The following is a 12455-nucleotide window of genomic DNA, read 5'->3' on the forward strand; positions in this document are numbered from 1 at the left end:
AACCCTGCCCACACCACACACTGGCCCACCTCATTTTCGGACTAGTTGGGAAGGGAGAGGGAAAGGGGACGAAGGGGGATCAGGTGAGCACCCGCTGCTTCGTCTCCGGCGAGAACAACGCCATCCACAGCACTGAAAGCAGCACCAGGCCGCCGGCCAGGGCGAAGGAGTTCGCCAGCCCGAACTCCGGCCAGAAGTACTGTGCGAACACCAGTGGACCGATGCCCGCGCCGACCCGGGAGAACGTGGACGCCCAGCCGAAGCCGGAGCCGCGAAGCTCAGTGGGGTAGAGCTCGGAGACGTAGGCATACAGCACCGGGATGGCCACCTGCACCACAAAGCCGAACACCAGCAGCCAGAACACCGCGGCGGACGGAATGTCCACCACGAAGGCCACAATCACCAGGGTCAGCGCCGACATAGGTCCGGTGATCGCCAGGATCCATTTGCGTCCCACGCGTTCCACCAGCACGGCGGCCACAATCACGCCCAACAGCCCGACGGCGGCCATGGACGCCGTCGTGACAAATGCCTTGTAATCCTCGAACCCGGCGCCGATCAGGATCCTCGGCACCCAGGTCAGGGACAGGTAGTAGACCAGCAGGATGCTGAAGAACAAGGCCCAGGCGGCAGTGGTGATCTTCCAGTTGAACTGCCAAACGCTGCGAAGCTGAGTCCAGGCGCTGCCAGCCGACAGGCGCGGGGTGTCTTGGGGGTCGGGCAGGCTGTAGGGACGCGGATCGGCGCCCGTGGCCAGGACCATGGAGTCGATGACCTCGGCGGCCTCGGTCCGCCTGCCCTTGTGGATCAGGAACAATGGTGATTCGGGCACGCTCCGCCGCACCCAGAACACCAGGAAGGCGGGCAGCACCATGATGAGCATGGTTAGCCGCCAGTCTCCGAAGGCCGCAATCAGCCCCGCGGACACGAAGCCGCAGAGGGCGGCACCAATGGGCCACCAGCCGTCCATCGCTGTCAGGACCTTGCCGCGTTGCTTCCGCGGCGTGAATTCACCGACCAACGCGTAGTCGACGGGAATGCAGCCACCAAGGCCGAAGCCCGCCATGAAGCGGAAGATGCAGAACCACACGATGTCCGGAGCGAACGCGCCCAGCACTGTGAACACCGAAAAGATCAGCAGGGTTGCCGAGAAGGCCTTCTTCCTGCCGATGGTGTCCGCGATGGTTCCCCAGGCGAACGCACCCAAGGCCATGCCGATCAGGTTGGCTGTTCCGATCCAGCCCGCGTCACCCGGCGTCAGAGACCAGTGTTTGGACAACAGAGGAATGAGCACGCCGTTCAGCGTCACATCCCAGGCGTCGAACATGAAGCCGAGGCCCCCGATGAGGAAAATCCTTCCCTGGACCTTCCAGCGCCACGGAAGTTCCTGAACCACTTGTTCGCCGCTGGGCATGGTGGTGTAAATGTTCATGTGCCCTCCTGCGTAGAACTTTAGCGTGGCGGGCAGGCCAGCCGAGCGACAGCCCTACCCCGAATCAGCGCCCGCGTCAGCGGTTGTCCTCAATAGCCTTCCGCAGGAACCCGCCGGCGTTCTCCAGCGCTTGCTTGGCCAGGCCGGGCTCGATCCCGGTGAGCAGCACCAGGATGGCCGCCTTGACCGAGCCGCCCACGGTATCCAGCGCCTTCACGGCCTCATCGGCGTCCACACCCGTTGCGTGCATGACCGTACGCTGCGCACGCGCCAGCAGTTTCTGGTTCGTGGCTTTCAGGTCCACCATGAGATTTCCGTACGTTTTGCCCAGCTTCACCATGGCCAGCGTACTGATCATGTTGAGGACGAGTTTCTGCGCGGTCCCGGCCTTCAGCCGCGTGGAACCGGCAACGAATTCCGGACCGACGACGACGTCGATTGCCACGTCTGCGAGGTGGCTGATGGGTGAACCTGGATTGCACGCGAGAGATGCCGTGAACGCCCCCCTCTTGCGGGCTTCCTCGAGCGCCCCGATCACATACGGCGTACGGCCCGACGCCGAGATTCCGATCACTGCGTCCCACTCGGTGACACCTATGTCATGCAGGTCACGCGCCCCCGCCGTCGCGTTGTCCTCCGCGTATTCCACCGGCTTTTGGACGGCTTCGGGCCCGCCTGCGATGATGCCCACCACAAGGCCAGGCGGTGTGCCGAACGTGGGCGGGCATTCGCTGGCATCCAGGACGCCGAGCCTGCCGGCGGTTCCAGCTCCTACATATAGCAGCCGCCCGCCCTTGGAGAGTCGGTCAGCGACGGCGTCCACCGTCCGGACGATCTCCGCAGATGCCGACTCCACCGCTCCTGGCACAACAGCGTTTTGGACGTTCATGGCCGCCACGAGCTCTTCGGTTTCCATGCTGTCCAGCTGATTCAGCCTCGGGTCAGCGGCCTCAGTTTGAAGGGCGGACAACTGGTTCCGCAGCTCCTCCAAATGGGAAGCCTCGGTCACCTGGGCAGCATGGGCGGCGTGGCTCCTACTCGGGCCAGTTCGTTCCGTCACGGTGGATGTACCTTTCCTGCAAGAGCCCGCGGCGTGTCACAGCGAGGGCGGCGCCATCCAGGCCATCGCCCTGGGCCGCAACCACCTCAATCCCAGCCGATGCCAGGGACTTCCGCAAGAGCTCCGCGAAGAACTCGGAGTTGAGCACTCCACCCAAAAGGGCCACCCTTCGGTCGACGTCGTCACCTTTGGCCACCCTCAACACGGTGTCCGTCAAGATTCGGCAGGCCGCGTCGACGATGCCCTGCGCAACGTCGTCTCCCGCCTGTGCCGCCTGGAGCACCAGGGGAGCAAAGCGGGCCATGGCGCGCGCAGGGTTTCCTGAGTCCGCCAGCCAGGCGGGGAGATGCTCCGGTGACTCGACGAGCGCTCCTGCCATAGCTGTCAGCGTTGTCTCCGCACCGCCGTCGTAGGCATCAAGAACGGCGTGCAGCCCGTGCTGCCCAATCCAGCGCCCGCTGCCGCGGTCTCCGAGCAACGGGCCCCAACCGTCTGAGCGGTGGAGGTAGCCGAGGTCGTCGAAGCGGAACGCCACGGCTCCCGTGCCGACGATCAGCACACTGCCCGGGGCACCTTGAAGCGCGCCAAGATGGGCTGCGGTGGCGTCGGACAGGACGGCGGATGGTACGCCGTAATGGATAGTGAGCAGCTTGGCCAGCTCCAGCGAGTTCTCCGTCGATGCCTCGACGCCGGCCACAGCGGCGCCGAAACCGGCCAGGTCCTGCGGGATCGTGACCGGAAGCTGGGCGGCCGTATCAACCAGGAGTGTGCAGGCCAAAGTGCCGCCGTCTTCTATCCCAAGGCCGGGGAAACCGTGCTGCTCCGAGGCCCCCAGGACCTCGCTGCCGCGCCGCAGTTCGACCCTGCAGCGGCTTTTGCCGACGTCAGCCACGAGCACCACGTGATCGGTCATGCAAGTAAGGTTACGTCCGCAGCCCGGCTTTGTAATCGGCGCCGACGGGGGTTTGTAAAGGCAGGCGTAGAACTGCCTGGCATTGAGTTGAAGTAACGCCGGAAGGGCGTGAGCCGCGTCGATATAAACTGGGTCCATCCCCACCCAACCGCGTTACCTCGCGAGATAAGACGGAGACTTTTGTGACCTTGACGCAGCTTGACCGTGTGCCCATCCGCCGAGCCCTGATTTCGGTTTACGACAAGACCGGGCTGGAGGACCTCGCCAAGGGCCTGCACGCAGCTGGCGTCGCCATCGTCTCCACCGGTTCCACCGCCAAGACCATCGCCGCGGCCGGCATCCCGGTCAAGGAAGTCGAGGAAGTCACCGGTTCGCCGGAAATGCTGGACGGCCGCGTCAAGACCCTGCACCCGCGCGTGCATGGCGGCATCCTGGCCGACCGCCGCGTCCCGGCGCATATGGAAACCCTCACGAAAATGGAGATCGAGCCGTTTGACCTCGTCGTGGTGAACCTCTACCCGTTCGTCGAAACCGTGCATTCCGGCGCGGGCCAGGACGACGTCGTCGAGCAGATCGACATTGGCGGCCCCGCCATGGTCCGCTCGGCAGCCAAGAACCACGCCGCCGTCGCCATTGTGGTTGACCCGACCTTCTACGGTTCGGTCGTGGAGGCAGCCGCTGGGGGCGGCTTCGACCTCAAGACCCGACGTCGGCTCGCCGCCAAAGCCTTCGCGCACACCGCCACCTACGACAATGCCGTAGCCACCTGGACTGCCAGCCAGTTCCTGGATGAAGACGGCGACGGCGTAATCGACTGGCCAGCGTACGCAGGCCTGGCGCTGGAACGCTCCGAGGTTCTCCGCTACGGCGAAAACCCGCACCAGCAGGCTGCACTGTACGTGGACAGGGCGGCCCCGGTGGGCATCGCCCAGGCAGATCAGTTGCACGGCAAGGCCATGAGCTACAACAACTTCGTCGACGCCGATGCCGCTCTGCGCGCCGCCTTCGACTTCTCCGACCCCGCGGTCGCCATCATCAAGCATGCAAACCCGTGCGGAGTGGCCGTCGGCTCTACTTCCGCCGCGGACCCGATTGCCGATGCGCATGCCAAGGCCCACGCCTGCGACCCCGTCTCAGCCTATGGCGGCGTGATCGCCGCGAATCGCCCCGTCACTGCAGGCATGGCCACCACCGTGGCTGACATCTTCACCGAGGTGATCATCGCTCCCGGGTTCGAACCGGAAGCCGTGGAAATCCTCTCCAAGAAGAAGAACATCCGGCTCCTGTCCTTGCCCGAAGGCTACGACCGTTACCCGACGGAAATCCGCCAGGTTTCCGGCGGCGTCCTGATCCAGGTCACCGACAAGGTGGACGCCGACGGCGACAATCCCGCCAATTGGACTCTTGCCGCCGGTGAACCTGCCGACGAAAAGACGCTGGCCGACCTCGCCTTCGCCTGGACCGCCTGCCGTGCAGCCAAGTCCAACGCGATCCTGCTGGCCTCCGACGGTGCAGCGGTAGGCGTCGGCATGGGCCAGGTCAACCGCCTCGACTCCTGCAAGCTCGCCGTGGAGCGCGCCAACACTCTTGCGGGTGAGGGGAACGAGCGCGCACGCGGCTCCGTGGCCGCGTCCGATGCGTTCTTCCCGTTCGCCGACGGCCTGCAGATCCTGATCGACGCCGGCGTCCGCGCCATAGTCCAGCCAGGCGGCTCGGTACGCGATGAGGAAGTCATCGCCGCGGCCAATGCGGCCGGCGTCACCATGTACTTCACGGGAGCCCGCCACTTCTTCCACTAACGCTCACAGAAACGGCGGCTGCCCCCGAAAGGGGACAGCCGCCGTCGTCGATTCTTCCTTAGCCGGCCGCCGCTGCGCCCAGGTAGGTCTGCTCAATCACTGAGCCCCAGTAGGGGCCGTACATCTTGTTGGAGTTGCTGCCGTAGCCGTAGCTGTTGACCGAGTTCTGGTAGCCGCCGGAGCCGGTGCCGATGAACCACGGTCCGCCAGAGGAGCCCCCATTCATGTTGCAAGCGATTCCCTGGGTGTTGAACTGCGGGTTGTAGGGGTCCTTGGTGGCCTTGCCCGAGCAGCTCCAGAGCGACTGCCCGTCGAATGGGGGAGCAGCCGGGTAGCCGAAGGCTGTGTAGCTCAGGCCGCTTTGGGCGTTGAACTTTACGCCGGAGGCACCGACGACGTCGGCGAGCCGCTGGCCGTTCAGGGTACCCATGACGGCGAAGCCGGTGTCGTACTGCATACTGCCGGAGGTGCTCCACTGAGTAGGTGCGTAGAGTGCCTTCGCGGTCCACTTGCCGTAGGGGGCCGAGCCGTTCAAGTAGGCCGGGACGAAAATGAAGTTGCTCGCAAAGGCGCCCGGACCTTCATTCAGGCAATGGCCGGCTGTAGAGACCGTGCTCCTGTTGCTTGACGTGACCGAGTTTCCGGAGCACACATAGTTGGTGCCTGCCAGGGTGAAGAAGACCTTGCCGATGTGCGGAACAGGTGTCACGCTGCCGCCACCCTTGCGCGCGAAGAGCGGATCCTTGGTGGCTTTGGTGTCGGGATGCGGGATGCCGGGGATCTCGCTGGCCACGCCCTTTTCAGCCTGGGCTGCAAATCCGCCCTGGTTCCCTGCCCGCTTGAGAGCCTTCTCCGCTAGAACTTCACCTGATACCGCCGTCCGCATGCGCTCAGGAGTCCAATAGTCGGCGGAACCTGATCCGTCCACACGGTGCACGGTCACCGCATCGGATGCACCGCCGTCGTTCGCCCCCGGTGACGCAGTTGCAATGCCAGCGCCACTTAGGGCGAGGAGTGTCGCTGTTGACAGACTCAACAGGCCGCCGACCAAGGTCTTGATGCGTCGCATGGGGTTCCTAGCTAATTGTCACGAAAAGGACGCCAGACTGGAAACGGCTGACCGGCGGAATCAGAACGTAACCCTATCGTGACGAATTTGTAAATAGATTTTGCGCCGTGTTGAGGCCGCGGCGCAATGGGGAAGCAGGGTGAATTATGCGGCTGTGCTACGCTCCTTTCCCCTTCCGATTTAGGGCCGAAATATGCGCTGTGGCATAGTGGGACATGAATGTTCGGCCGGGCATTGACCTGGCAGACAAACAGGGTTATTGCGGTAGTCCACTGCGCCTTGTACGGTGCACTGTTGCAGCCGCGGCCCCTACGGGCGCCGAAGACTCCTCAGGTAGTGGATGTGCTGAAGTAACAACAATTCCACACGTACGCAGACCTTCAGGGAGACGCCCGAGCAATGGCCAAGATTATCTATACCCACACTGACGAAGCGCCGATGCTGGCAACGTACTCGTTCCTGCCGATTGTTGAGGCTTTCGCTTCCACGGCTGGTGTGGAAGTGGAGACCCGCGACATCTCGCTGTCGGGCCGCATCATCGCCGTCTTTGGCGACTACCTCAACGAAGAGCAGCGCATCAGCGACGACCTGTCCGAGCTGGGCGAACTGGCAAAGAAGCCCGAAGCCAATATCATCAAGCTGCCCAACATCAGCGCGTCCATTCCGCAGCTGAAGGCCGCCATTGCAGAGCTCCAGGGCAAGGGCTACGACCTCCCGGACTACCCGGACAACCCCTCCTCGGACGAGGAGACGGACATCCGCTCGCGCTACGACAAGATCAAGGGCTCGGCCGTGAACCCGGTCCTCCGCGAAGGCAACTCCGATCGCCGCGCGCCCCTGTCGGTCAAGAACTACGCCCGCCAGAACCCGCACTCCATGGGTGCATGGAGCCCCGAATCCAAGACCAACGTGGCTCACATGGAAGCCGATGACTTCCGTTCGAACGAGAAGTCCGTAGTTATCCCGGCCGACGGCACCATCAAAATCCAGTTCGTGCAGGAAGACGGCACCGTCAAGGACCTCAAGAAGCCCTTCCCCGTCCTCGCCGGTGAAGTCATCGACGGCACGGTCATGCGCGCAGCCGCCCTGGACGAGTTCCTCGCGGCGCAGGTTGCCCGCGCCAAGGAGGAAGGCGTGCTGTTCTCGGCACACCTGAAGGCCACCATGATGAAGGTCTCCGACCCCATCATCTTCGGCCACGTGGTCAAGGCATACTTCGCCGAGCTTTTCGCCACGTATGGCAAGCAGCTCGAGGCCGCCGGCCTGAGCGCAAACAATGGCCTGGCTTCCATCCTCAACGGACTTTCGGACCTTCCGCAGGATGTCCGCGAAGGCGTTGAAGCGGCTATCAAGAAGGGCCTGGAAGAAGGTCCGGCACTGGCCATGGTTGATTCCGACAAGGGCATCACCAACCTGCACGTTCCGAGCGACGTCATTGTTGACGCCTCCATGCCTGCGATGATCCGCAGCTCCGGCCACATGTGGGGCCCGGACGGCAAGGAAGCGGACACCCTGGCCGTCCTGCCGGACAGCTCCTACGCCGGCATCTACCAGGTGGTCATTGACGATTGCCGCGCCAACGGCGCCTTCGACCCCACCACCATGGGCACGGTTCCCAACGTTGGCCTGATGGCCCAGGCCGCAGAAGAATACGGCAGCCACGACAAGACCTTCGAAATCCAGGCCCCCGGCACGGTCCAGGTGGTTGACGCTTCCGGAACCGTCCTGATCGAGCACCAGGTTTCGGCCGGCGACATCTGGCGTGCCTGCCAGACCAAGGACCTGCCGATCCGCGACTGGGTCAAGCTGGCCGTCAACCGGGCCCGCGCCTCGAAGACCCCCGCCGTCTTCTGGCTGGACGAAACCCGCGCCCACGACGCCAACCTCATCGCCAAGGTCAAGGAATACCTCAAGGAGCACGACACCGACGGGCTCCAGATCGAAATCATGTCCCCGGAAAAGGCCACCGCTTTCACCCTCGAGCGGATCCGCCGCGGCGAAGACACGATCTCCGTCACCGGTAACGTGCTGCGCGACTACCTCACGGACCTGTTCCCGATCCTGGAACTGGGCACGAGCGCCAAGATGCTCTCCATCGTTCCGCTGATCAACGGTGGCGGTCTCTTCGAGACGGGCGCCGGCGGCTCGGCACCGAAGCACGTCCAGCAGCTCCTCAAGGAGAACCACCTGCGCTGGGACAGCCTGGGCGAATTCCTGGCCCTGGCCGTGAGCTTCGAACACCTAGCCAACACCACGGACAACGCCCGCGCACAGATCCTTGCGGACACGCTGGACCGTGCCACCGGGACCTTCCTGCTCGAGAACAAGTCCCCGCGCCGCAGCGTGGGCGAGATCGACAACCGCGGAAGCCACTTCTACCTGGCCAAGTTCTGGGCCCAGGAACTGGCCCGACAGACCGTCGACGCCGAGCTGGCGTCTGCGTTCTCCTCCATTGCCGAGGCACTGGGCAGCAACGAAGAAGCCATCATCGGCGAACTGGCCGCCGTTCAGGGCTCCCCGGTGGACATCGGCGGTTACTACCGCCCGGACGAGGCTAAGGTAGCCGCCGTCATGCGTCCGTCGGTTACCTTCAACAAGGTTCTGGCCACCCTCAGCTAAGCATCGGGGTTCAGCAGAATCTGCTTGGAGAAACCACCGGCGCCCCGTTTGGGAGCGCCGGTGGTTTTGTTTCCAGGAAGGACGACGGCGGCGGGAGGCTCCCCGCCGTCGTCGTCCTTTTCAGGGCGCAGGCCTCTGGATTTAGTCTTACCCCCGGGCTACCGTCGAAGCATCCATCGTGACCGACGGCAGATGCAGGAGTGATTCCCATGACATCTTTTTGGCTCGACCGGCACCGGGCATTGGGCTCGGACGAATTCATTCCGGATGAAAAGTGCGATGCAGTGGTGGTGGGGGCGGGGCTCTCCGGATTGACAACCGCGCTTCTCCTGGCCCGCTCCGGCATGAACGTGACTGTTGTTGAAGGACGGACCATTGGCAGCGGCACCAGTGGCCGAAGCACGGCCAAAGTGAGCCTGCTGCAGGGCACAGTCCTGTCCGGGTTGCGCCGTTACTACTCAAAGCATGTGGTGGACGCTTATGTGGAGGGGAACAGGGAAGGCCAGGCCTGGCTTCTGCGCTACCTTGACGAGCAGGGCGTCGCCTACCAGCGGCGGGACGCCTATACGTTCGCTGTTTCTGACAGCGGCGTCTCCGATCTCGACTCAGAACTCTCCGCCTCCATTGCCGCAGGCCTGGAAGTGGAGTCCGTGAGTGAAACTGAACTCCCGTTCGCCGTGAGAACCGCGCTTCGCCTGAAAGACCAGGCACAGGTAGACCCGTTGGACTGGATAGAGGCCATGGTCCGCGACCTCCGGGGGCGGGGCGGCAGGGTTATCGAGAACCTGCGCGTCCGGAACGTGGAGGCTTCCGACGGCCTCCGCGTCATCACAGACCAGGGCGAGCTCCACCCGGAGCTCGTCGTGTTGGGCACCGGGATGCCAATCCTGAACCGCGGGCTGTATTTTGCGAAGCTCAAGCCCGTACGCTCCTACGCCGCAACCCTCCGCGTACCGGACCCCGCGTCGCTGCCCCGCGGCATGTACTTGTCCGCCGAGGTCCCCGGACGCTCTGTGAGGACTGTCCCTACCGACGGCGAAGAACTCCTGATGGTCGGTGGCAACGGTCACCAAACGGGGCGCGTTGCATCGCCAAAAGGTCGTTTGGACGTGCTGACCGACTGGGCAAAGCAGCACTTCCCCGGAGCCGAAGTCACCCACGCCTGGTCGGCGCAGGACCACAGGAGCATCAGCAGGATGCCCTTCTTCGGCAAGATGCCAAGAGGGCAGGGCCGCATCTATTTTGCGACCGGTTACAACAAATGGGGACTGACCAATAGTGTTGCAGCTGCGCTGGGGATCAGTTCAGAGATCCTCGGCGGTGATGTCCAGTGGGCGAAAACCCTACACCATCGCGTTACCTCCCCTCGGGGTATAGGGACAGCAGTGGCCCTCAACGCGGATGTGGCCAAGACGTTGGGTGCCGAGTGGGCGAAGACAAGAACGCAGGCCGCAACCGATGTTCGTACCCCTCCGGAAGGAACGGGTGTGGTGGTCACAAAGGATCGTCCTGTTGCCGTATCAAACGTTAACGGAGTTACCTGCAGGCTCTCGGCAGTCTGCACGCATCTGGGCGGCATCGTCACTTGGAACGATGCGGAAAAATCCTGGGACTGCCCCCTCCATGGTTCCCGGTTCGATTCTGACGGGACAGTTCTCGAGGGACCTGCGACGAAGGATCTTGGGCGTCTGGATTAACGCCTGTTGATCCCCAAAGCTGAGGTGCTGGCACGTGAGAAGCGGGTCGGCGCTCCGGCACGATGATGGACGGAACGGGGTCCAGCGACTACGATAAGTTCACTTATCAAAGGCATGATTATGCACCTGCGTGCGCGTACAAGGATGTACGCCCAGGATGCGCCTCATTCCGAAGGAGCTGTGGCTTTGACACCACGATCACATCTATCCCTGCCCGATCATTTCCCTTCGAAGTTGTCCGGTCCCGCGAAGCTTTCATCGAAACCCAAAATCGCCGCGGCCACGGCTTCAGTTGGTACGGGGCCAGGTGGCACGGCACCGGTCGGTGCGGGATCGGTTAGCGCGGCACCGGTTTCCAACGCAGACCGCCCCTGGTGCACTCAGTGTTGCAGCGATGAGTTCCTCTTCGTCGAATCCGCTGCGCCGGCCGCAGCAGCACCCGACACCATGCTTGACGTCAGTTATACGTGCAGCAAGTGCGACAGTTTCTATGCGCACACTGTGTTGCGCGCAAAATCCGCCTGGATGCTTCTCTGACGCCTCGCGGGCTCCTTTAGGCGGGCAGTCTCGAAGGGCAGCAGGGATTACCAAGCCTGAATTACCAGGCTTCAATTCCCAGACTCGCCGGGGTGTAAGGCTTGGCCGGGCAGCCACTGCAGGCACAATTGGCGGGTGAAGTTCCTCCATCCCTCTCCCAAGTCCTCGGCGCGGGGCATCGCCATCCTCAGGGTAGTTTTCGGCGGGCTCATGCTTGTGCACGGCCTGCAGAAGATACTGGCCGGGCACGCCGCGTTTGCAGCTTCCGTTGGAGCTATGGGAGTCCAGAAGCCCGAGCTGATTGCCTGGTTGGTTATTGCTGGTGAAATCGGTCTAGGGCTGCTGCTTCTGGTTGGCGCCCTTACCCGGATTGCTGGATTCCTGGCCGCTGTCCTCTTCTCCTGTATCTGGTTTGTGACTGAATCGGGCAAGCCCCTGCTGACGGACCGCCCCGGCATCACCGCTGAACTCCTGATCCTTTACATAGCCGTCTCCATCACGTTCGCCTTCATCGGGCCAGGGGCGGTCTCACTGGATCGGAAGTTGGTTAGGTAGTTCACACGAAACCGCTTCCCTGAGGGGGCAGGGCAACCCCGCGGGACAGGGGGCCCGCAGGGTTGCCCTGGCATAAGGGGGCTAGCAGCTCAGCGCCGCCCGCTGGCGCCGTCCGAACCCGAGCAGGATTAGCCCCGCCAGGAGGAAAGCACCAGCAACTAATGGCCAGTTACCGATGAACCCGGTCTTGGCCAAGCCGGACACTCCGGTCTGGTTGCCGGAACCAGCTCCGCTGGTCGACGCCAAGGAGCCGGCTCCGCTGGCAGATGCCAGGGATCCAGCTCCGCTGGCCGACGCCACGGATCCAGCTGCCGCCAGGCCAGAACCTACCTGGGACGTTCCAGCATCCGGACCAGTGCCTGCTTGCGAGGCTCCAGCGTCCGGACCGCCCATCGCTCCGGTGCCGGACGACGGCGGGGTCACCACTGGTGGCGTAACGCCGGTGGGGCCAAGAGGATCGGTGATACCTGCTGCGCCCGCTCCGCCCAGACCTATACCGTCGACAAGGAGTCCGGTGTCGACACTACCTAGGCTGATGTCCGCCACGGTGGTGTCATTACCCAAGATCCCGCCATCGCCGAGTACTCCGGTGCCGGTTTCGAGGATGGTGGCGTTGACGTCGTTGGCGGTGACCGGGACGGCGATCGTGCCGGTTTCAACGAGGCCGGTGCCGGCGGTGTCGCCGACTGCTACGCCATCGACGAATGCGCCGGTGTCGAGGCTGCCGAGGCTAATGTCTGCCACGGTGGTCTCGTTGCCGAGGACCCCGCCGTC

9 protein-coding genes are annotated in these 12455 nt (G+C 63.6%); 4 read left to right on the plus strand and 5 right to left on the minus strand.

The genetic code is table 11. The features are described from left to right. Nucleotides 1–79 precede the first annotated feature (79 nt). From J7E82_RS18680 to J7E82_RS18690, 3 genes are all read right to left on the minus strand, one after another. Entirely contained in the window at nucleotides 80–1432 is a 1353-nt protein-coding gene (locus J7E82_RS18680; RefSeq protein WP_214865363.1) for an MFS transporter, read from the minus strand. Nucleotides 1433–1508: 76 nt separating this feature from the next. Next, entirely contained in the window at nucleotides 1509–2492 is a 984-nt protein-coding gene (gene murQ, locus J7E82_RS18685; RefSeq protein WP_308113956.1) for an N-acetylmuramic acid 6-phosphate etherase, read from the minus strand. Further along, complete coding sequence (locus J7E82_RS18690) at nucleotides 2467–3405, minus strand: N-acetylglucosamine kinase (protein WP_214865365.1); 939 nt, start codon at nucleotides 3403–3405, stop codon at nucleotides 2467–2469. Before J7E82_RS18690 ends, murQ begins: the two co-directional genes overlap by 26 nt. A 182-nt stretch (nucleotides 3406–3587) precedes the next feature. Between J7E82_RS18690 and purH the strand changes: the two genes are divergently transcribed. Continuing rightward, nucleotides 3588–5204: a bifunctional phosphoribosylaminoimidazolecarboxamide formyltransferase/IMP cyclohydrolase gene (gene purH / locus J7E82_RS18695; RefSeq protein WP_214865367.1), complete on the plus strand. Its 1617-nt coding sequence runs from the start codon at nucleotides 3588–3590 to the stop codon at nucleotides 5202–5204. 58 nt (nucleotides 5205–5262) lie between these two features. On the opposite strand, the gene J7E82_RS18700 is transcribed toward purH, so the two are convergent. Next, complete coding sequence (locus tag J7E82_RS18700) at nucleotides 5263–6273, minus strand: serine protease (protein WP_214865369.1); 1011 nt, start codon at nucleotides 6271–6273, stop codon at nucleotides 5263–5265. A 399-nt stretch (nucleotides 6274–6672) separates the two neighbouring features. On the opposite strand from J7E82_RS18700, the gene J7E82_RS18705 reads away from it, so the two are divergent. From J7E82_RS18705 to J7E82_RS18715, 3 genes are all read left to right on the plus strand, one after another. Further along, a complete protein-coding gene (locus J7E82_RS18705; RefSeq protein WP_214865371.1) occupies nucleotides 6673–8892 on the plus strand; it encodes an NADP-dependent isocitrate dehydrogenase in 2220 nt (739 codons plus the stop codon). Nucleotides 8893–9101: 209 nt separating this feature from the next. Then, nucleotides 9102–10589: an FAD-dependent oxidoreductase gene (locus J7E82_RS18710; RefSeq protein WP_214865387.1), complete on the plus strand. Its 1488-nt coding sequence runs from the start codon at nucleotides 9102–9104 to the stop codon at nucleotides 10587–10589. Nucleotides 10590–11261: 672 nt separating this feature from the next. Next, nucleotides 11262–11681: a DoxX family protein gene (locus tag J7E82_RS18715; protein ID WP_214865388.1), complete on the plus strand. Its 420-nt coding sequence runs from the start codon at nucleotides 11262–11264 to the stop codon at nucleotides 11679–11681. A gap of 81 nt (nucleotides 11682–11762) precedes the next feature. Here the strand turns inward: J7E82_RS18715 and J7E82_RS18720 are convergent. Then, nucleotides 11763–12455, minus strand: a 693-nt coding sequence (locus J7E82_RS18720) for an LPXTG cell wall anchor domain-containing protein (RefSeq protein WP_214865390.1), incomplete at its 5' end; no start/stop codon positions are given.

The sequence above is a fragment of the Arthrobacter sp. ISL-30 genome (genome assembly GCF_018613855.1).
Classification (GTDB): domain Bacteria; phylum Actinomycetota; class Actinomycetes; order Actinomycetales; family Micrococcaceae; genus Arthrobacter.